General features: G+C 71.3%; 11 protein-coding genes. 3 read left to right on the forward strand and 8 right to left on the reverse strand.

Going from position 1 to position 20750, the window contains the following annotated elements; all coding sequences use genetic code 11:
- Nucleotides 1–138: 138 nt before the first annotated feature.
- From ACLQ2T_RS27885 to ACLQ2T_RS27915, 7 genes are all read right to left on the reverse strand, one after another.
- Nucleotides 139–4944, reverse strand: a complete 4806-nt coding sequence (locus ACLQ2T_RS27885; protein WP_425769344.1) for a condensation domain-containing protein — start codon at nucleotides 4942–4944, stop codon at nucleotides 139–141.
- 149 nt (nucleotides 4945–5093) lie between these two features.
- Nucleotides 5094–6908, reverse strand: a complete 1815-nt coding sequence (locus ACLQ2T_RS27890; protein WP_425769334.1) for a non-ribosomal peptide synthetase — start codon at nucleotides 6906–6908, stop codon at nucleotides 5094–5096.
- 7 nt (nucleotides 6909–6915) lie between these two features.
- Nucleotides 6916–7950 carry a TauD/TfdA family dioxygenase gene (locus ACLQ2T_RS27895; protein WP_425769335.1) on the reverse strand — a complete coding sequence of 345 codons (1035 nt, stop codon included), beginning with the start codon at nucleotides 7948–7950 and terminating at the stop codon, nucleotides 6916–6918.
- A gap of 29 nt (nucleotides 7951–7979) precedes the next feature.
- Entirely contained in the window at nucleotides 7980–8804 is an 825-nt protein-coding gene (locus tag ACLQ2T_RS27900) for a thioesterase II family protein (protein ID WP_425769336.1), read from the reverse strand.
- A 57-nt stretch (nucleotides 8805–8861) separates the two neighbouring features.
- On the reverse strand, nucleotides 8862–15185 hold the full coding sequence (locus ACLQ2T_RS27905) for an amino acid adenylation domain-containing protein (RefSeq protein WP_425769337.1): 6324 nt from the start codon (nucleotides 15183–15185) through the stop codon (nucleotides 8862–8864).
- A 146-nt stretch (nucleotides 15186–15331) separates the two neighbouring features.
- Nucleotides 15332–15568 (reverse strand): acyl carrier protein, encoded by a 237-nt coding sequence (locus ACLQ2T_RS27910; protein WP_425769338.1) that lies wholly within the window; start codon nucleotides 15566–15568, stop codon nucleotides 15332–15334.
- Between the two features lie 98 nt (nucleotides 15569–15666).
- Nucleotides 15667–16719 carry a beta-ketoacyl-ACP synthase III gene (locus ACLQ2T_RS27915; protein WP_425769339.1) on the reverse strand — a complete coding sequence of 351 codons (1053 nt, stop codon included), beginning with the start codon at nucleotides 16717–16719 and terminating at the stop codon, nucleotides 15667–15669.
- Between the two features lie 309 nt (nucleotides 16720–17028).
- Here ACLQ2T_RS27915 and ACLQ2T_RS27920 point away from each other — a divergent pair, with 309 nt between their 5' ends.
- From ACLQ2T_RS27920 to ACLQ2T_RS27930, 3 genes are all read left to right on the forward strand, one after another.
- Nucleotides 17029–17196 carry a hypothetical protein gene (locus ACLQ2T_RS27920; RefSeq protein ID WP_425769340.1) on the forward strand — a complete coding sequence of 56 codons (168 nt, stop codon included), beginning with the start codon at nucleotides 17029–17031 and terminating at the stop codon, nucleotides 17194–17196.
- A gap of 81 nt (nucleotides 17197–17277) precedes the next feature.
- Nucleotides 17278–18135 carry a hypothetical protein gene (locus tag ACLQ2T_RS27925; RefSeq protein WP_425769341.1) on the forward strand — a complete coding sequence of 286 codons (858 nt, stop codon included), beginning with the start codon at nucleotides 17278–17280 and terminating at the stop codon, nucleotides 18133–18135.
- A 52-nt stretch (nucleotides 18136–18187) separates the two neighbouring features.
- Entirely contained in the window at nucleotides 18188–19540 is a 1353-nt protein-coding gene (locus ACLQ2T_RS27930) for an aldehyde dehydrogenase family protein (RefSeq protein WP_425769342.1), read from the forward strand.
- Between the two features lie 53 nt (nucleotides 19541–19593).
- Here ACLQ2T_RS27930 and ACLQ2T_RS27935 read toward each other — a convergent pair whose 3' ends face one another.
- Nucleotides 19594–20424: a M23 family metallopeptidase gene (locus ACLQ2T_RS27935; protein WP_425769343.1), complete on the reverse strand. Its 831-nt coding sequence runs from the start codon at nucleotides 20422–20424 to the stop codon at nucleotides 19594–19596.
- Between the last annotated feature and the right edge of the window lie 326 nt (nucleotides 20425–20750).

Raw genomic sequence — 20750 nt, forward strand, 5'->3', positions numbered from 1 at the left:
CGTCCGGCCGTCGACTGCCGGCTGAGAGGGCCCGCCGGAAGGAAAAAGCCCCGGCGGTGCGCTGACATCAGGCTAGTCAGCACACCACCGGGGCAGCGGCAGTCGGCGCGGCAGGATGCTCCCGCCGCCGGAGCAGGTCTACCGCACGCCGGCTCGACGGCGCAGGGTCGGCCGGGCCGGCGTCACGGTGGCCGTCAGCCGTTCCACGAGCGCCGCCACGGTCGGCGCCTGGAACACGTCCCGGATCGTCACCTCGACCGACAACGTCGACCGAATCCGGTTGACCAGTCGCACTGCCAGCAGCGAGTGCCCGCCGATGCGGAAGAAGTTGTCGTCGAGACCGACCGGACGCCCACCGAGCAACTCCGAGAAGAGTTCCCGCAGCACCTCCTCGCGCGGATCCCGGGCGGTCTTCCCGGCACCGGTGTCCTCCGGGTCGGGCAGCGCACGGTGATCGAGCCGACCGTCTCCGGTGAGCGGAACCGTCGTCAACACCACGACCCGCGCGGGCACCAGGTGCTCCGGCAGAAGCTGCGCGACATGCCGCCGCACCTGCGCGACATCGACCGACGACGTCGTCGGCACGACGTGCGCCACCAACTGCTCGCCACCATCGGCGTCTGCCCGGACGGACACCACCGCCCAGCGCACCGACGGATGGCTGATCAACGCCGCACTCACCCGCTCCGGGTCGACCGGCACCCCGTTGCAGGTCGGCGCGGCGACCGGCCCGTGCACCCGCAGGCCACCCTCGGCGGACCAACTCGCCGAGGTGCCGGTGGCGAACATCCGGCCACCACCCGCATCGGCGACGAAGCGGGCGGCGGTGGCACCGGGCCGGTCCGGGTAGCCGTCGGCGAGTCCGGGACCGCACAGGAACAGCTCGCCCCGGACCCCGGCGGGCACCGGCCGCAGCCGATCGTCGAGGACGTGACAGCGCAGCCCGTCCTCAGCCACCGGCACATCCGGACCGACCGGCGGTGTGTCGACCACCCAGCCCAGCGCCCACCATCCGCCCTCGACGCCGCCGTACCCGTGCACCAGGCGCAGCGTGGGATGACGATCACGGGCCAGGGCCAGGTGGGCCGCCGCCGTACGACCGGTGACGAGGATCTGCCGTAGCCGGGCCAGCACCTGTGGGTGTCCCTCGACGAGCAGCGCGAACAGCTCCGCGGTGACCGTGAGGCTGGTGACGCCCTGCTCGGCGACCAGCCGCGCCAGCCGGGCGGCGGACGGCGGGGCCGGTGTCGGCAGCACGCAGGTCGCTCCGGTGCTCAACGCGGACCACAGCGGCATCATGAACTCGCCACCGGCCGGCGCGGCCCACCCCAGCCAGACCTGAGCGGCGTCGGTGTCGAGTCCGGCGCGCCGCGCCGCGCCGACCAGTGCCCGATGCGGATATCGCACCGCACGCGGCCCGTCCGCGTCATCGACCACCAGTACGACGGCCCCGTCGCCGGGGTCGCGTGGCCCGGGCGGTGGGGCGGCCGACCGCTCACGCCAACCATCCACGTCGGTCAGCACCGTACGGCCGACCCGCAGCCCGGCCAGCCGGGTCGCCTGGTCCGACGTGGTCACCACCGCGGCGAGCACGACCGTACGGATGTGGGCGGCCAGCCTGTCATCGCGTGCCGCCGGGTCGAGCGGCAGGTACGTCGCCCCGGCCCGCAGCGCGGCGAGAACGGCCACTGCCAACGTCGGACCCGCCTCCAGGAGCACACCGACGGTGTCCCCCCGACGTACGCCGCGCGCGGCCAGGTGCGCGGCGAGCCGGTCGGCGTCGGCGTCCAGTTCGGCGTACCGGATCCGGTCGGACCCGGACACCACCGCGACGGCCTGCGGGTTGTGGGCGGCGTGCCTCGCGACCAGGTCGGCGAGCCCGACCGACTCGGCCCGGCAGCCGTGGTCGGCCGCGGAGTCGTAGCGTCGGCGCTCGGCGGGGGTGAGGACGTCGAGGTCGTCGATCCGGGTGCCGGGGTCCGCCGTCACCGCACGTAGCAGCTGGACGAAGCGGTCGGCCAGCAGCCGCGCCGTGGCCGGGTCGAACAGGTCGGCGGCGTACTCCAGCACCCCCTTGAGGCCGTTGGGCACACCCCCGTCGAGCTCCTCCCGCACCCCCAGGGTCAGGTCGAACTTCGCGGTGCCGGTGGCGAACGGGACGTCCGTGCCGGCCAGCGCGCTCGGGCCGGCCGTGTCGTGCTGTGCCGTGCCGGTGTTCTGCAGGACCAGGGTCACCTGGACGAGTGGGTGGTGTGCGGTGCTGCGGGTGGGGTTGAGTTCTTCGACGAGGCGTTCGAAGGGGAGGTCCTGGTGGTCGTAGGCGGCGAGGTCGGTGTCGCGGACCCGGGCCAGGAGTTGGGTGAAGGTGGGGTTGTCGGTGAGGTCGGTGCGCAGCACGAGGGTGTTGACGAAGAAGCCGATGAGGTTGTCGAGGTTTTCGTCGGTGCGTCCGGCGACGACGGTGCCGATGGGGATGTCGGTGCCGGCGCCCATCCGGGACAGCAGGGTGGCCAGCGCCGCCTGCAACACCATGAACACGGTCGTACCGGTGTCCCGCGCGGTGCGCAGCACCGCCCGGTGCAACTGCGCGTCCATCCGGAGCGGCACCAGATCGCCACGGTGGCTGGCCTGGGCCGGGCGGGGCCGGTCGGTGGGCAGGTCGAGCACCTGCGGTGCGTCGGCCAGGGTGGTACGCCAGAAGTCGAGTTGCCGGGCCAGCACACTGCCCGGGTCCCCGCCGTCGCCGAGCAGGTCACGCTGCCAGAGGGTGTAGTCGACGTACTGCACCGGCAGCGGTTCCCAGCCCGGTGCGGTACCGGCCAGCCGTGCCTCGTAGGCCACGGCGAGATCCCGCAGCAACGGCCCGGTCGACCAGCCGTCACCGGCGATGTGGTGCACCAGGACCACCAGCAGTTGACCGCCGTCGGAAAGGCGCAGCAGCCACACCCGGAACGGGATCTGGGTGCCGAGGTCGAAGACGTGTCCGGTCACCGCGTCGATCACCCCGGGCAGGTCGGCGACCGATACGTCCAGCACGGTCACCTCGGGCTGGGCCCGATCCAACACGACCTGGCACGGCTCACCGTCGATGACCGCGTACACGGTCCGCAGCACCTCGTGCCGGTCCGCCACGTCACGGACCGCCTCGGTCAGCGCCGCCGGTTGCAGCGGTCGGTGCAGGCGCAGCACCACCGGGATGTTGTACATCCGGCTGGCCCCGCCCATCTCGTCGAGGAACCACAGCCGGCGTTGCGCGTACGACAGTGGCAGCAGGTCCGGCCGGACCGCGGGGGCCAGTGGCGGACGCGCCCCGGTCCCGGCCAGGGTCCCGATCCGGCGGTCCAGGCCGGCCACCGTGGGGTCCAGGAAGAAGTCCCGCAGTCCGACCTCCACACCCAGCACCGCCCGGACCCGGTTGACCAGTTTGATGGCGAGCAGGGAGTGCCCGCCCCGACGGAAGAAGCTGTCGTTGCGGCCGATGCGGTCCACGCCCAGTGCGGCGGCGAACAGGCCGCAGAGGATCTCCTCCCGCAGGCTCACCGGCCCGTCGTCCGGCAGGTCCGGCCGGCGTACCCCTGCGGCGGCGACCCGGGCGATCCGCTCGGCGAACCCGGCGCCCTCGGTGTCCGTGACGACCTCCAGGGCACCGATCGTGGTGCCCGGGGCGAGGGCCACGGCCCGCAGCAGCCGCAGGTACACCGCGAGCATCGACTCCACCGTGGCGTGGTCGAACAGGTCCACCGGGTACTGGAACTCCACCTGCACACCGGTCGGTGTGCCGTCGGAGTCACGCAGTTCGGTGCAGTAGACGGTCAGGTCGAACTTGGCCACCCCGAGGTCGACCGGGAGGGTCCGGGCGGGCAGGTCACCCAGGCGCAGGTCGGTCGGGGTGTGCGTACCGACGGTCAGCATCACCTGGAAGAACGGGTGCTGTCCCGGTGCCCGGACCGGGTTGAGCTGCTCCACCACCAGGTCGAACGGCACCTCCTCGTGGGCATACCCGGCCAGGTCCGCGTCGCGTACCCGGGCCAGCAGGTCGACGAAGGTCGGGTCACCAGCGACGTCGGTGCGCAGCACCACCGAGTTGGCGAAGAAGCCGACGAGATCGTGCAGGGCCTCGTCGGAGCGGCCGGCGACCGGAGCGCCGATCGGCACGTCGGTGCCCGCCCCGATGCGGGTCAGGGCGGCGGCCAGGGCGGCCTGCATGGTCATGAAGGTGCTGGCCCGCTGGGCGCGGGAAAGCTCGACCAGGCGGCGGTGGGTGTCGGCGTCGAGCAGGCCGGTGACCGTGCCGCCGCGCCCGGAGGCCCCCGTCGCGCGGGGCCGGTCGAACGGCAGGGGCAGCGCCGAGGGGGAGCCGGCCAGGTTCTCCCGCCACCAGGCCAGTGACCTGGACAGTTCGCTGTCCGGGTCGTCCACCTGCCCCAGCAGTTCCCGCTGCCAGAGGGTGTAGTCGGCGTACTGCACCGGCAGCGGTTCCCAGCCCGGCGCGGCACCGGCCAGCCGGGCCCGGTACGCGGTGGACAGATCCCGCAGCAGCGGGGCGATCGAGGCCCCGTCGGTGGCGATGTGGTGCAGCAGCAGCACCAGCACCGACTCGTCGGGCCCGCCGACGAACAGCCGGACCCGCAGCGGGCCCTGTTCGGCCAGGTCGAAGGTGCCGACGCAGAAGCGCCTCACCTCGGCGTCGACCTCCTCCGGCGGGCACTGCTGGACCGGGACCGCGACGGTGGCCGTGGGCAGGACCCGCTGCACCGGCTCCCCGTCGGCCAGCGCGAAGACGGTACGCAGCACCTCGTGCCGGTCGACCACATCGGTGAGCGCCGCCGCCAGCACCTCGAGGTCGGGTACCCCGGACAGGGCCAGCACCACCGGTGCGTTGTAGGTCGACGACGGGCCTTCCAACCGGTTCAGGAACCACAACCGGCGTTGCGCGTACGACATCGGAATCACGGGGGGAACTCCTCCTGCTCGGCCACGACCCGACTACCGCCGCGTAGCCGTGGAACTCACGAAAGTCAGTGTCCGGATAGGGATCGGCGTGCGAGCTGCCCCGAGGGCCGGTCAGCTCGCACGCCGGTGGTACGTGCCGGTCAGGTCGAGGCCGGGGTCAGCCGGGTCTCGATGGCCCGGGCCAGGTCCCGCAGCCGCGGGTTCTCGTAGACCGCCCGGATGGGCAGGGCCAGGCCCAACTCCGCGCGGACCCGGGCGACCAGTTTGATCGCCAGCAGGGAGTGGCCGCCGAGCTTGAAGAAGTTGTCCTCGGCGCTGATCGACGGCTGCCGCAGCACCTGGGACCAGACCCTGGCGATGAGTTCCTCGACCGGGCCGGTCGGGGACGCGCCGGACGGCACCTGCGGTGCGGGGGTGAGCGTAGGGGCGGGCAGGGCCGCCCGGTCGAGCTTGCCGCTGTTGGTCCTCGGGAAGTGCTCGACGCTGACGAACGCCCCCGGCACCATGTACGCGGGCAGGCTCCGCGCCGTCCACTCCCGCAGGGCCGCGGCCTCCACCGGCGCGGACTGCCGGTAGTAGGCGACGAGCAGTTGCCCGTCCTCCTCGCGAACCAGCACGGCCGTCTCGGCCACCGCCGGGTGGGCGCCGACCACCGACTCGATCTCCCCCAGTTCCATCCGGTGGCCGCGTACCTTCACCTGGCTGTCGACCCGGCCGAGGAACTCCAGCCGGCCGTCGGGCAGTTGTCGGCAGCGGTCCCCGGTGCGGTACATCCGGGTGCCGTCATCGGAGTCGAGGTCGGCGACGAAACGCTCGGCGGTCAGGCCGGGACGGCGGCGGTAGCCGCGACCGACCCGCGACCCGGCCAGGTAGAGTTCCCCGACCTCGCCGGGGGTGACCGGGGCCAGGGTGTCGTCGAGCACCCGCAGCCGCAGGCCGGGCAGGACGGTGCCGATGTGCGGGGCCCGGTCCGAGGTGATCCGGCCGACGGTGGCGTCGACCGTGCACTCGGTCGGTCCGTACGCGTTGACCGCGCGCAGGATCCCGGCGTCGACCAGCTCACCCAGCCGACTCCACAGGGTCGGGCTGATCGGTTCGCCACCGACGATCAGAGTCAGCGGCCGACCCTCGGCACCGCGCGGGGAAGCGGCCAGGTGCTCCAGCAGCAGCTCCAGGTGCGAGGGGGTGATGTCCAGGTCGGTGAGGGGATGCCGCTCGACGAGGGCGCCCAGCAGCGCCGGGTCGGTGCGGGTCTGCTCGTCGAGCACCACCACGGTGTCGCCTCGGCACAGGCGGATCCACTGCTGCACGGAGGCGTCGAAGGAAGGCGAGGCGTTCCATCCGACCGTACCGGTACCGGGGCGTACGACCCCGGCGGACTCCAGTTCGGCCAGTAGTGACGCGAGCGCGCCCCGGCTGATCTCGACGCCCTTGGGGCGGCCGGTGGAGCCGGAGGTGTAGATGACGTACGCGAGGGTGTCCGGGCCGACCGGCACGGGCGCGTACCCGCCGGTCGGAGCATCGTCCGGCGTGGTCAGTGCCGCCAGGGACACCTGCGGGGTCGACGCGGTGAGGGGCTCGGTGTCCCCGTCGACGATCAGCAGGTCGGCGCGGGCGTCGTCGACGAGATAGCGGCGCCGGTCGACGGGCAGCTGCGGGTCGACCGGCAGGTACGCCGCACCTGCGGTCAGCGTGCCGAGCAGGGCCGCCACCAGGTCGAGGCCCCGGGGCAGGCCGAGGGCGACGACGCTCTCCGGACCGACGCCGCGAGCGGCGAGTCGGTGGGCGACGACGCCGACGCGCTCCCGCAGTTGGCCGAAGGTGAGGCTGGTGTCGCCGTGGACGACGGCCACCCGGTCGGCCGGCACACCGGCCAGCCGGTCGAGCAGGTCCGCTGCCGGCACCGCCGCGACGGTGGGTTCGTCCACCCGGTGGTTGATCAGTGCACTGGTCATCGTCGACTCACTTCCCGTCCGACACGGTGGTGGACGGGGGAGTCTGCGGGGAGCAGTCGGCCAGGGCGACCGGGTCACCCATCGCCACCAGGATCTTGCGGGCGCCGGAGAAGGCCTCCCGCCCGTGGGCGTTGAGGATGTTGTCGACCATCAGCAGGTCGCCGACCTGCCAGGTCTCGCGGACGGTCACCTGCTCGTACACCGAGGCGATCGTCTCGACCTCCTCCCGGGTCAACGCCGAGCCGTCACCGACGTACGTGTCGAACGGCAACCCGTCGTCGCCGTAGGTGTCCAGCAGCACGTCCCGGACGTCCGCGTCGAGGGTCCACCGGTTCCAGAAGGCGTAGTGGTTGAACCAGGACTGCTCGCCGGTGAGCGGGTGGGTGATGATCGCCGAGCGGCGCTGCCGGGTGCGCAACTCCTCGTCGTCGAGCCACTCGTAGCCGATCACGTTCTCATCGCAGTAGGACTGCACGTCGGCCGGGTCGTCGCTGGCGAAACTGGTCTGCCAGGGCAGGCCGGCCAGCTCCGAGTAGTTACGCACCAGCAACCAGCCGTGCGCGGCGAAGCGCTCCCGCAGGTCCGCGGGCATCAGGCGCAGGGCCTCGCGCATGTCGCCGACGGTCGTCGCACCGCCCTCCTCGGGCGCGATCACGCAGCCGAACAGCAGGGTGCCGGGGAAGTCGAGGGTGTAGCTGTTCTCGTTGTGCAGCCGGATCGGCTGGGCGGCGGGCAGGTCGGTGGAGGAGAAGACGCCCTGACCGAAGTCGGTACGCGGGGTGGCCTTCTCCCGGTAGCCGGTCTGTTGCGGCATCAACACGTCGCGGACCTGGGCGAAGTCGGAGGTGTCTCCGACGGGCAGGCCACGGATCATCAGGCTGCCGCTGCGCAGCAGTTCGGCGCGGATCGCCGCGCGTTGCGCGGTGAGCCACTCGACGGCGTCGTCTAGGTCGTCGAACGACGGGGTGACGAGGATGGCCGGCTTGCCCGGTTCGTGACGTACGTCGAGGTGGGCTACGGGCGCTTGGACGGTGAGGGACATGGAGATCCTCCTGAGCGAGGCGGAGTGGGTCAGGCGAATTCCGGCCGCACGGCGCAGCCGTCGAGGACACCGGTGACCAGGGTGAGAAAGGCTTCGAGCTGGTCGTTGAAGTAGAAGTGGCCGCCGGGCAGCACGTGCGTGGTGACCGGTCCATCGGTGATCTCGGCCCAGCGGCCGAGGGCGTCGGCCGGCACCACCGGGTCGCTGCTGCCGCCGAAGACGACCACCGGGCAGGTCAACGGTGCCGCCGGTGGGCTGTGGTACGCGTCGTCGATGGCGAAGTCGGCCCGGATCGAGGGCAGCACCAGCTCCCGCAACTCCGGCTCGTCGAGGATGCCGTTCTCCGTACCGCCACGTTCCTTGATCGCGGCGACCAGCGCGTCGTCGTCGAGCTGCTCCGGGTGCACCGGGCTGGGGTTGACCAGGAACGGTGCCCGGCAGGCGGAGACGATCAGGGCCCGCGGCGGGCGGCCGGCCTCGGTCAGGGCCCGGGCCACCTCGTACGCGACGAGGGAACCCATGCTGTGCCCGAGCACGACCAGGTCGTCGGTGTCGGCGGGCAGGCTGGCCAGGACCGGGTCGACCAGGTCGGCCATCGTCTCGGGCAGCGGCTCGCTGAACCGGGCACCCCGGCCGGGGTACTGGCCGACGAGCAGGCGTACGCCCGCCGGTAGCAGGTCCCGCCAGGGTGCGTAGGCGTGCGCGTTGCCACCGGAGTGCGGCAGCACCAGCAGCGAGGTGTGGTGCGGGGCGTCTCCGGTGCCGCCGGGCAGCACCCAGACGACGTCGTCGGGGGCGGGCGACGGATGCCGGTCCGGCATCGCGCCGGCCGGGTCGAAGTGGGCATGGTCCACGATGCGCTCCATTCCTGGACGGCTTCACGGTCGGTGGTGCAGGGAATGCGGGTGCGGTCAGGTGCTCTGCGGGCCGGTGGTCAGCGGCCTGCCCGCTTCGGTGCGCCGACGCAGCGTGGGTCGGCTGCGGGCCGGTGCGGCCGAGGGCAGTTGCGCGGCCAGTGCGGCGATGGTGGGGGCCTGGAAGATGTCGCGGATGGTGAGTTGGGTGCCGAGGATCGCGCAGACGCGGGCGGCGAGTTTCGCGGCGAGCAGGCTGTGCCCGCCGAGGTCGAAGAAGTCGTCGTCGATGCTGACGGTCGGCACTCCGAGGATCTCCGCGTACACCCCGCAGAGGATCTCCTCGCGGGCGTCGCGGGCCGCCCGACCGGTCCCGGCGGTGAACTCCGGCTCCGGCAGGGCCCGCCGGTCGAGCTTGCCGTTGGCCGTCAGCGGCATCCGGTCCAGCGGGATCACGGCGGCGGGCACCATGTGCTCGGGCAGCCGCTCCCGCAGCCACGGTCGCAGGCCGGCCGGGTCGGTGTCGCCGACGACGTAGGCGATCAGGCGCATCGTCCCGGTCGGGTCGGGTACGGCGACCACGGCGGCCTGCGCCACCTGGTCGTGGCCGCGCAGCACCGACTCGATCTCGCCGGGCTCGACCCGGAAGCCGCGCACCTTCACCTGGCCGTCGAGGCGGCCGGCGAACTCCAGTTGCCCGTCGACCGTCCACCTGGCCAGGTCACCGGTGCGGTAGAGCCGGTCACCCGGCTGACCGAAGGGGTCCGGGACGAACCGCTGCGCGGTCGTACCGGGCTGGTTGAGGTAGCCGTGCGCTAGGCCGATCCCGGCCAGGTACACCTCGCCGACGACACCTACCGGTGCCGGGCGCAGCCCGTCGTCGAGCACGTACGCCCGCTTGTTCGCCACCGCCCGACCCACCGGCAGGCTGCTCGTGTCGGCGAGGTCGCCGGGCACGGGGTACACCGTGCTGAACCCCATCGACTCGGCCGGCCCGTAGGCGTTACCGACCCGAAGATCCGGGTGGCGGGCCAGGATCCGGGCCACGTGCGCCACCGACGAGGTCTCGCCGCCGGTGAAGGCGTACCGGACCCCGTCGAAGGCCTGCGGATACTCGTCCACCAGCAGGTTGAACAGGCCGGAGGAGAGTTGCAGCATGGTGATGCCGTGCTCGCGCACGAGGGTGGCGATCAGGGCCGGTTCGGGGCGCTGCCCGGGTTGCAGCACACACGTACCGCCGAACAGCAGCGCTCCCCAGAACTCCAGCGAGAAGGCGTCCCAGGACACCGGTGAGCACTGTAGGAACACCTCGTCCGGGCCGAAGTCGGCGTAGCTCTGGCCGACGAGGGTGCCGACCAGGGCGCGATGCGAGGTCAGGATGCCCTTCGGCGTACCGGTGGATCCGGAGGTGAACATCACGCACGCCACGTCGTCCGCGCTGACCGGGGCACCGGGGTCGGTGGCCGGCTGGGCGGCGATCAGTGCGGCGTCGGTGTCCACCCGCACCACCGGCGTGTCGGTGGTGACCCGGGCGGCCAGCGCGGCGCGGCTGACCAGCGCGGCGGCGCCGGTCTCGGTGACGATGCGGTGCAGCCGCTCGTCCGGGAACTCCGGGTCCAGCACCGCGTACGCCGCACCGGTCTTCACGACCGCGAGGACCGCGACCGCGAACTCCATGCCCCGTTCCAGCAGGATCCCGACCAGGTCGCCACGACGTACCCCGGCCGCCAGCAGGTGCCGGGCCAACCGGTTCGCCGCCGCGTCCAGCTCTCGGTAGGTCAGGGCGGACGTTTCGTGACGCAGCGCCACCGCGTGCGGGTCGGCCGCCACCTGGGCGGCGAACCGGGTGGCCAGCGACTCGTCGTCGACCTCGACGGCGGTGGTGTTCCAGTCGTGCAGCACGGCCGACCGCTCCACCGGATCGAGGGCGTCGACCTCGTCGACGGGGCGGGACGGATCGGCGAGCACCTGCCGCAGGGTGCGCTCCAGGGCGGCGAGCAACCGTTGCACGGTGGCCTCGTCGAAGATGGCCGTGCGGTAGACCAGGCCGCCACCGATGCCGTCGGCGCCCTCGTCGCGCAGCAGGAACTCCAGGTCGAACTTGGCCGCGCCGGTGACGACGATGCTGCCGCGTTCGCAGCGCAGACCGGGCAGGTTCAGCTCGGCGTCGGTGGCGTCGTCGAAGCCCAGGCAGATCTGGAACAGCGGATGCCGGGCGAGCGAACGTACCGGGTTGAGCTCCTCCAGCAGCAGGTCGAACGGAAGCTCCTGATGGGCGAAGGCGTCCAGGTCGGCACCGCGTACCCGCACCAGCAGGTCGGCGAAGGAGGGGTTGCCGGAGGTGTCGGTACGCAACACGACCGTGTTGACGAAGAAGCCGACCAGCGGGGCCAGCGCCTCGTCGGAGCGGCCGGCGACCGGGGTGCCGATGGCGATGTCGGTGCCGGCGCCGAAGCGGCGCAGGGCCAGGGCCAGCGCGGCCTGAAGCACCATGAAGGCGGTGCAGCGCTGCTCCCGTGCCACCTCGCGGGCCCGACGCGCCAGGGCAGGGTCGATCCGTACCGGCACGGCGCCGCCCTGGTGGTCGGCCACCGCCGGCCGGGGCCGGTCCAGGGGCAGCCCGGTCTCCTCGGGCAGCCCGGCGAGGGCCTGACGCCAGTAGCGCAGATCGGTGTGGTGGGTGCTGTCCGGGTCATCGCGGTCGCCGAGCACGGCCCGTTGCCAGAGCGCGTAGTCGGCGTACTGCACCGGCAGCGGCGTCCAGTCGGGGGCCTGGCCGTTGCACCGGGCGGCGTACGCGGTGGCCAGATCATCGAGCAGTGGACGCAGCGACTGACCGTCGGTGGCGATGTGGTGCAGCAGGATCAGCAGCACGTACCCGTCGTCGCCGCGCTCGAAGAGGGTGACCCGCAGCGGCGGTTCGGCGGCGAGGTCGAAGACGTGTCCGGCGGCGGCGGTGAGCTGCCGCTCGAACTCGTCCGAGGCCACCGCGCGCCGGGTCACGACCACCGGCGCCGATGCCAGGATCCGTTGGTGCGGCTGGCCGTCGACCGCGGTGATGACCGTCCGCAGCACCTGGTGCCGGTCGACCAGGTCGGTGACCGCCGCGGTGAGGGTGGCGACATCGAGGGCCCCGCGCAGGTGGAAGGCCATCGGCACGTTGTACGTGGTGCCCGGTCCCTCTATCGAGTCGATGAGCCAGAGGCGGCGCTGCGCGAACGACAGCGGCGGCTGATCGCCGTGCGCCGCGGCGACGAGGGCGGGTCGGGTCCGGGCCGTGCCGGTGGCGGGCAGGCCGGCGGTGAGGGCGGCGACCGTGGGGGACTGGAAGATGTCGCGGATGCTCAACTCGACGCCGAGCACGGCCCGCGCCCGTGCGGCGAGCCGGGCGGCGAGCAGCGAGTGCCCGCCCAGGTCGAAGAAGCTGTCGTCCACCCCGACCTCGGTGATCCCGAGGACCTCCGCGTAGAGGCCGCACAGGATCTCCTCCCGGGCGTCGCGGGGGGCCCGGCGGGTCGTCGCGGTGGTACCGAACTCCGGCTCCGGCAGGGCCCGCCGGTCGACCTTGCCGTTGGCGGTCAACGGGATCCGGTCCAGCAGCACCACGGCACTGGGCACCATGTGCTCCGGCAGCCGCTGGCGCAGCCACCCGGTCAGGGTGGCCCCGTCGGTGCCGGTGGTCCTCGCCACCACGTACCCGACCAGTCGCAGGGTGCCGTTGCCGTCCGGCGAGGCCAGCACCACGGCCTGCGCGACGTCGGCGTGACCCAGCAGGGCCGCCTCGACCTCGCCGGGTTCCACCCGGAAGCCGCGTACCTTCACCTGGCCGTCGATCCGGCCGACGAACTCCAACTGTCCGTCGGCCGACCAGCGGGCCAGGTCGCCCGTGCGGTACAGCCGTTGCCCGTCGCCACCGAAGGGGTCCGCCACGAACCGCTGCGCGGTCAGAGCCGCCTGGTTGAGGTAGCCGTCGGCCAGCCCCACCCCGGCCAGGTAGATCTCGCCCGCGACACCGACCGGCGCCGGCCGCAGGTGGCGGTCCAGCACGTACGCCCGCTTGTTCGCCACCGCCCGGCCCACCGGGACACCCACGCCGGTGAAATCCGCCGGTACGTCGAAGGTCGTGGTGAAACCCATCGACTCCGCCGGCCCGTAGGCGTTGGCCACCCGCAGGTGCGGGTGGCGGGCCGCGACCCGTTGCACGTGCGGGCCGGAGGAGGGCTCACCTCCGGTGAAGGCCACCCGGACCCCGGCGAAGACCTCGGGATACTCGTCGACCAGGACGTTGAACAGTCCGGAGGACAGCTGGAGCATGGAGACCCCGTGCTGCGGTACCAGCGTGGCGATCACGGCGGGGTCGGGACGCTGCCCGGGATGCAGGACGCACACGCCGCCGAACAGCAGCGCCCCCCAGAACTCCAACGAGAAGGCGTCCCACGACACCGGTGAGCATTGCAGGAACACCTCGTCCGGGCCGAAGGTCGCGTACTGCTGACCCTGCAACGTGCCCACCAGGGCCCGGTGCGGCGCCAACACCCCCTTCGGTGTCCCGGTCGACCCGGAGGTGAACATCACGCACGCCACATCACCCGGGTCGACATGCGGCTGCGGATCGAGGGTGCCCCCGGCGGCGATGGTCGCGGCATCGGTGTCCACCCGCACTACCGGGCAGGCCACGTCGACCCGGGAGGCCAGCGCCTCGCGGGTCACCAACGCCGAGGCGTCGGTCTCCCGCAGGACGACGGTCAACCGCTCGTCGGGAAAGTCGGGATCCAGGATCGAGTAGGCCGCCCCGGTACGGGTCACCGCGATCACCGCGACCGCGAAGTCGATGTCCCGCTCCAGCAGCACCCCGACCACGTCACCCCGGCCGACCCCCATCGACCGCAGGTGCGCGGCCAGCCGCCCGGATCGTTGCGCCAGTTCCCCGTAGGAGAGCACGACCTCGCCGCAGACCAGGGCCGGCTCCTGCGGGTGCGCCGCCGCCTGGGCGGTGAACAGGTCCGGCAACGACCGGTCCGCCACCGGTACGGCGGTGCTGTTCCATTCCCGCAGCACCAGATCGCGTTCCGCCGCGTCCAGGGCCTCGATCTCGGCGACCGTGACGCCGGGGCGAGCGGTCATGTTCGCCAGGATCCGGTGGAAGGTGCGCTGGTACGCGTCGAGGTCCAGGGTCTGGATGAACGCGGTGTCGGTGCTGACCTCGATCCGCAGACCGCCCTCGGGATGGTGGGTGACGGTCAACCCCACGTCCTCCATCGTGCCGCCGGTGGACAGGTGGTGGTAGCGGGTCCGCAGGCCCGCGAAGTCGTCATGCTCGTCCCCGGTCACGAAGTTGATCACGGGTCCGAAGTAACGCCCCTGATCGGCGGGCCAACCCAGGTCGCGTCGCAGGTCGTCGGAGGAGTATCGCTGGTGCCACTGGGCCCGCAGGGCCTGCTGAGCGACCCGGGCCGCCACCTGCTCCGCGGACAGCGTCGGGTCGACCCGGCAGTAGAGCGGGAGGATGTTCGCCATCATCCCGGGGGTGGCCGCCGAGCGGGGGTCCAACCGTCCCGGTAGCGGCAGGCCGAGCAGCACGTTGTCGTCACCGGTCCACATCCGCCGGTGCAGCACCGCGGCGGCGATGAGGGCCTGCGGCCAGGTGGTGCCGGCCCGCTGCGCGAACTGGCGGAGGCGGTCGAAGCCCGCGACGTCCAACCGGGTCAGCTGTCCGGTGACCCGGTTGGCGGGTTTGCCTGCCGGGGCGGTCGGTGCGTACGCCATGTCGGCCATCAATGTGCGCCAGTAAGCGGCGTCACGCTGCTGTGCCCGGGAGCCGACGTACTGTTCCTGGCTGTCCAGCACGGCGGTGAACGAGCCCAGTGGCGCCCCGGTGCCGCCACCGTCGGTCACCAGCCCGGTGTACAACTCGGCGGCCCGCCGCCGGAGGATGGTCGCGCTGTAGCCGTCCTGGATGAGGTGGTGTGCCCGCAGATACCACAGGAAGTGCTCCGGGCCGAGCCGGTAGATCTCGTGCCGGAACAGGCGGTCGTGCTCCAGGTCGAGGGGTCGGTTGAGGTCGTCGTGCATGTGCCGCAGCGCCACGGCCCATGGATCGGCCTCGGCGCTGAGGTCCACCAGCCGGGGGGTGAAATCGGGTACCGGTCCGACCAGCTGCCTCGGTGCGCCGTCGACCTCGATGAAGCGCAGCCGCAACGTCTCGTCCTCGCGGACCAGTGTGCACACCACGGCGATCAGCATCTGCGGGTCGAGCCGGCCCTGGATCTCCAGGTATCCGCCCATGTTGTGGACCGGATTGCTCGGATCGATCCGTTGGGCGTACCAGACGCCCAGCTGCGCCGCGTTGAGCGGTCGCGAGCCGGTGGACGGATCGGACATGGTGGAACCCCCATCTGGACACGCGGTGCGGAAACGGACGGACGACCCGGCGACCGTCCACCGCGACCGCCTTCGAGGTGTGCGGAAACGCGCGGTGGGTCACCGAGGGAACTGCGGCCTGCGGTGGACGGTGCCGGGAAACCAGGTCACACCGTCTTCTTCTCCACAAGATCGAGGATGTCCTGGACGCTCTGCATGGAGGCGAGTTCGTTGTCGCTGAACTCGACCTCGAACACCTTCTCGATCTTGACGAGGATGTCGACGAAGGTCAGGGAGTCGATGCCGAGATCCTGGCTGAACCGCAGGTTCGGGCCGATGACGACCTCGACCTCCGGTGCCTCCTCCAGGAAGATTTCGCTGACCTTCTCCAGGGTGGTGGGCATGATCTGTTCCTTTCTCGGGCAACTGTGGGGAGTGCCTGCTCATGTGTCAGGTGCTGTGGTGGTACGACTGCCGATGACGCGACAGTCCTGCGGTCGGCTCAGCGGACCGCCTGCGTCGGGGCCAGGGTCAGCTCCGGCCAGGTGAGGCCGGCCGCGGCCCAGGTGGCGCCGCCACCGAACGCCGCTAGCAGCACCTTGTCGCCGGCGTTCAGCGCGCCGGAGTCCACGGCGTCGACCATGGCCAGCGGAATGGAGGCGGCGGAGGTGTTCGCCACCCTGTCGACGTTGATCACTGCGCGCTCGGGCGGGATCCCGATCTCCTTGGCGGTGGCGGTGAGGATGCGCCGATTGGCCTGGTGGGCGATGAGCCAGTCGACGTCGTCGGGGGTCCATCCCATCCGCTGCAACACGGACCGGGAGACCGTGCTCATCCGGTTGATCGCATGCTTGTAGACGGCCCGGCCGGACATGGTGAAGAAGCTGTTGTCGACGTCGGCAGGGACTCCGAAGGCGCGTTGGCGCGAACCACCGGCCGGCGTCTTCATGATGTCCAGCAGGTCACCGTCGCTGCCGAGCTGCTGCACGGAGACGGCACCGGTCTCGCCACGGTGGCCGGCGCGGACGACCACGGCGCCACCACCGTCACCGAAGATCGGCGCGGTGATCTCGTCGTCCCGGTTGAGCAGCGTCGAGACCGCGTCGGCGCCGATGACCAGACCCGTGCGGTACGCCCCGGTGGCGAGCATCCCGGTGCTGACCGACAGCGCGTAGACGAACCCGGAGCAGGCGGCGTTGAGGTCGAAGGCGGCGATCCCCTTGAACCCCAACCGGGTGGCCACCGACGGTGCGGTCGACGGGAACAGGTGGTCCGGGCTGCACGTGGCCAGGATCAGGAAGTCGATGTCCGGGTTGCCGCAGGAGTCCAGGGCCCGCTGGCCCGCCTCCACGGCCAGATCCGAGGTGGCCTGACCCGGCTCCAGGATGAACCGTTGCTCGATTCCCGTGCGGTCGCGGATCCAGTCCGTGGTGACGCCGAGCCGGTCGGCTATCTCCTCGTTCTTGACCACCTGATCCGGCACGTACGCACCGAGTCCGGCGATGACGGCCGTCCTGGTGGTGCTCTCGTACTCGACATTCGCCGACAAAGCCACCCCTCCTCTACTCACGTCCGGTGAGCCAGCCGGCTACCGGCGGCCACGCCCTGCTGGGTCGTGTTGCCAGTGAACCCGCGGTCGGCGCTTCCGACCGGCAGTTGTCCCGGCACCCTCGCAGCAGCTACGCCACCGTCCTCTTGCGACCGCGGTGCCCGTGTCCCCGGCGTCCCGGTCGGCGGCTCCCCGTGGCTGTCGCCGAAGAAAGGAGGTGATAGCGCCGGGATAGTTGCGGGGATAAGGCCAAGATTCCGCCCGTTGTTAGCTTCATTTCAACGCCACAGGGAAACACCGAAAAAGGAGCCGACAATGGGCCGCACCGTCAAGCTTTTCGCTCTCGCCGCCACGACCGCAGCCCTCGTCCTCTTCGGTGCCTCGATGGCGCAGGCCGACACCACGACCTCGACCTCCTCTCCGGTCGTCACCTCGTCCCCGTCGCCCACCACCAGCATCGCCGGCAACAACCCCTGGGACTGATCCCCGGCGCCCCGCACCGGATCACCCCACCCCCACCCCTGACCGACCCCCGTCGTCACCCACAGTCGAGGAGTACAGAAAATGACGAGCTCGCTGGGCATCCGCCCCGTTACCGGCTGGTCCGGAAACAAGGACTACTTCACCTTCCGGGAATACGACAGGTTCGACCCGGAGGCGGTGCTCGACGTCCTGGACGGCAAGGTCGCCGGTGTGATGTTCCGTGGCATGGTCGCACCGGAGGTCGCCGAGAACATCTCCCAGCGCTTCTGGAACAGCCCTGACCGCAAAGTCCGCGGCGTCGAGGCGCCCGGCTACTACATCGGGGCGTACACCTGGAACAAGCCCACGAAGCAGTACCTGGACGAGGCCGAGGTGGCCAACCCGATCCTGCGTGACCTGCTGGACGTGCCGAACGACCCGATGAAGCAGTTCTACGCCGGGCTCGGCGACTCCCTGGCCAAGCGCGGTGCCGTCGTCCGGCCCGCCGAACACGAGGGACGCAGCGCGGCGATCGCCCTGTTCCGCTCCTGGCACGGCAGGGGAGCCTTCGCCCTGGAGCCGCACGACGACGACTCGCAGTGCTCCGACCCGCAGATGGCCGACTACGAGCGCAACAAGGTGTTCGGCAACCCCGTCGCCGCGCTGAACATCTGCCTGGAGAACGAGGGCGGCGGCGGCCGGCTCGTGTACTGGAATATCCAGCCGGACCTGGAGAGCAAGCGCCGCCTCGGTGTGGAGTACACCGGTTCGCCGTACCCGCACGAGTGCCTGGTCGATGTCGAGTCCAAGTGGATCGACGTGCACGCCGGTGACGTGTACGTGTTCAACGGTGCCCACGTCCACGCGGTCGAACCGAACACCACCGAGCGGCAGACCCGCACCACCCTCGCCGCGATGATGGCGTACGCGGACCCGCACAACGTGGTCACCTGGAGCTGAGCCCGACAACGGTTGTCCATCCGAAGTGGTCGTCCGCGAGGTGAGGAAGACGATGTCAGCTGTCCGCGACCCCCGAACCGGTGACGTGGTCGGTCACATCCCGCTCCTCACCTCGGACGACGTTCCCGAGATCGCGCACCGCGCGAAAGTGGCACTGCCCGGGTGGTCCGCCGTTCCGGTGACCACCCGGTGCGCCATCCTGACGGAGTTGGCCCGGCTGATCGCAGCACGGCCCGCCCACCTGGGGACCCGATTCGCCCTGGAGACCGGCAAGACCCTCGCCCAAGCCGAGACCGAGCTGGACCGCGCGGCGCAGACCATCGGGTGGACCGCCGCCGCGGCCACCCAAGCGACCGCCGCACGCACGATAGCGGGCGGCGACGGACTGCACCGGCAGGTCCTGGTCGACCCGGTCGGCCCGGTACTGGCCATCCTGGCCAGCAACTTCCCCGCCGTCATCCTCGCCCGCAAGCTGGCACCCGCCCTGGCGATGGGCTGCACCGTCGTGGTGAAGGCACCGGAGACGACCCCCTCGGTGGTACGCGAGATCGCCGACCTGGCCGCCAAGGCCGGCCTGCCGGCCGACGTCCTGCAAGTGGTCTTCACCGACGCGGTCGGCTCGGCGGCCCTGGTGGCCCGACCCGAGTTCCCGCTCGTCACCTTCACCGGCTCCCACCACACCGGCCAGTTGGTCGCCGCCGGGGCGGCCGGGCACCTGGCCGACTGCGTCCTGGAACTGGGCGGCCACGCCCCCGCCATCCTCCTCGACGACGCCGACCTGGCCGCCGCCGTACCCGCCCTGCTCGCCTCGAAGTTCAGCTCCGCCGGGCAGAGCTGCGCGGCACCGAGCCGGTTCCTCGTCCACGAGCAGATCCACGCGGAATTCGTCCACCGGTTCCGCGAGTCGGTCCCGGCCCTGGACTGCCACCCCGGCGGCACGATGGGCCCCCTGCACACCGAGGCCCGCCGGGACGAGGTACACGCCCTGGTACGTGACGCCGTCGAGCGGGGCGCCACCGTGATCACCGGCGGCCGGATGCCACCCGGACCGGGCTGGTACTACCCGGCCACCCTCCTGGCCGAGGTCCCGGCCGACTCGCGGATCCTGCACGAGGAGCCGTTCGGCCCGATCGCACCGATCCTCAGTTTCACCGACGAGGATCAGGCCGTTGCGGCAGCCAACGGGACCCCCTTCGGCCTGGGCGCCTTCGTCTTCGGCAGCCAGGCGAGGGCCACCGCCCTGGCGGAACGACTCAACGCGGGCCGGGTGTCGGTCAACTGTGCCACCGGCGCCGATCCGATGTCACCGCTGTCCGGTCGAGGATTGAGCGGGTACGGGTACGAGGGCGGACTGGAAGGACTGGCCGCGTTCGGCCGGCTCAAGGTGATCCAGCGGCCTGCGTGACCAGAGGTACGCTCAATGCTGCGGCCGCTGTGGCCCTGCCAGGAACGGCTGCATCAACTGATGCCGTCGACCGCTGCCCGGAGTGCGTTGATCGACGGATCCCAGCTGAAATTGAGGACGGGGAGGCCGGAGGCGGCGGCGTTGCTGTCGCCACCAAGGACCACTGCCCGCGGCTTACCGGTGCCCTGGGGCACTACGAGAAACCAGTTGCCCCTCACGTTCGCGATGAACACGTCGTCTACCTCCTGGTCGGGTGGGTTCGGGTTGGTGACATCTCCGACGTAGTTCTCGAAATCCACGGTCGCGCGAAAATCCGTCGGACTGCTGGTGTTCAGCCAGAGACTTGTATGCACATGGGGTCCGACACCGTTCTCACTGCCGTTCGCCGAGGCACCGGAGTATGCGATCGTCTGGCCTCGCGACACCCGTTGACCGGCTGAGACGGTGATCCGCGACAGGTGCAAATGCCTGCTGTAGTTGCCGTCGTCATGGGCCATCCCCACGACGCGCCCGGTCGCGGTGGAGGTGGTGGTCTTCACGAGACGGATCGTGCCGTTCGCCGCGGCCATGACGGGAGTACCGACTCCGACCGCATAGTCAGTGCCCGGCTCGCCCGAGGGCGGCGTCCGGTTCCGGTGGTCCTGCCAAGAGCTGGAAATCCGGACGTTTCCGCACGGCCTCTGATAGCTGCCAGCAGCCTGCGCGGAGTCGGGCAGCAGAGCGAAGGCGGCCGACACCCCGGATGCCGCCAACGCGGCGCTTGTGATGAACCCCCGCCTCGAAAGCCCCCGCAGGTAGGCGATGCCACCGAGATCCTCGGGCCGCAGATCGCCATGGCTGACATGCTGAGGAGGGTCAGGGCGAGGCTCTCCGTCGAGGAACATCGATTCAACGTACGGCTACTTTCGTTGCCCGACAAGGGTTTCACTACGTGGGCGGATGCAGAGTCCGTGGCCGGTAGATCCTCTCCCGGACCCGGGCGAGCATCGTGCTGCGGTAGTCGGAGCGGATGGATTCGAGCGCCGTCGCCCCGCCGGCGGTCGGCAGATGAGTGCAACCGGCAAGCCGGTCGATGACCGCCTGCACGGCCAGCCGCCCTCACGCGCAGTTGCCGGACTCTGGGCGCGGGCCATTGAAGTAATCTCAGCGACTTTCCGGTAGGTATTTGTATTCGAAGTGGGTCAGGTGCAGGGCTGCGGCGATGATGTCG

The sequence above is a fragment of the Micromonospora sp. DT229 genome (assembly GCF_049844505.1).
Lineage (GTDB): Bacteria > Actinomycetota > Actinomycetes > Mycobacteriales > Micromonosporaceae > Micromonospora.

What these genes read in the sequence shown, in the direction of transcription:
- ACLQ2T_RS27935 (WP_425769343.1), bottom strand. Translation starts at nt 20,424, where the DNA reads ATGTTCCTCGACGGAGAGCCTCGCCCTGACCCTCCTCAGCATGTCAGC.
- ACLQ2T_RS27920 (WP_425769340.1), top strand. Translation starts at nt 17,029, where the DNA reads ATGGGCCGCACCGTCAAGCTTTTCGCTCTCGCCGCCACGACCGCAGCC.
- ACLQ2T_RS27890 (WP_425769334.1), bottom strand. Translation starts at nt 6,908, where the DNA reads ATGACCAGTGCACTGATCAACCACCGGGTGGACGAACCCACCGTCGCG.
- ACLQ2T_RS27910 (WP_425769338.1), bottom strand. Translation starts at nt 15,568, where the DNA reads ATGCCCACCACCCTGGAGAAGGTCAGCGAAATCTTCCTGGAGGAGGCA.
- ACLQ2T_RS27895 (WP_425769335.1), bottom strand. Translation starts at nt 7,950, where the DNA reads ATGTCCCTCACCGTCCAAGCGCCCGTAGCCCACCTCGACGTACGTCAC.
- ACLQ2T_RS27930 (WP_425769342.1), top strand. Translation starts at nt 18,188, where the DNA reads ATGTCAGCTGTCCGCGACCCCCGAACCGGTGACGTGGTCGGTCACATC.
- ACLQ2T_RS27925 (WP_425769341.1), top strand. Translation starts at nt 17,278, where the DNA reads ATGACGAGCTCGCTGGGCATCCGCCCCGTTACCGGCTGGTCCGGAAAC.
- ACLQ2T_RS27885 (WP_425769344.1), bottom strand. Translation starts at nt 4,944, where the DNA reads ATGTCGTACGCGCAACGCCGGTTGTGGTTCCTGAACCGGTTGGAAGGC.
- ACLQ2T_RS27905 (WP_425769337.1), bottom strand. Translation starts at nt 15,185, where the DNA reads ATGTCCGATCCGTCCACCGGCTCGCGACCGCTCAACGCGGCGCAGCTG.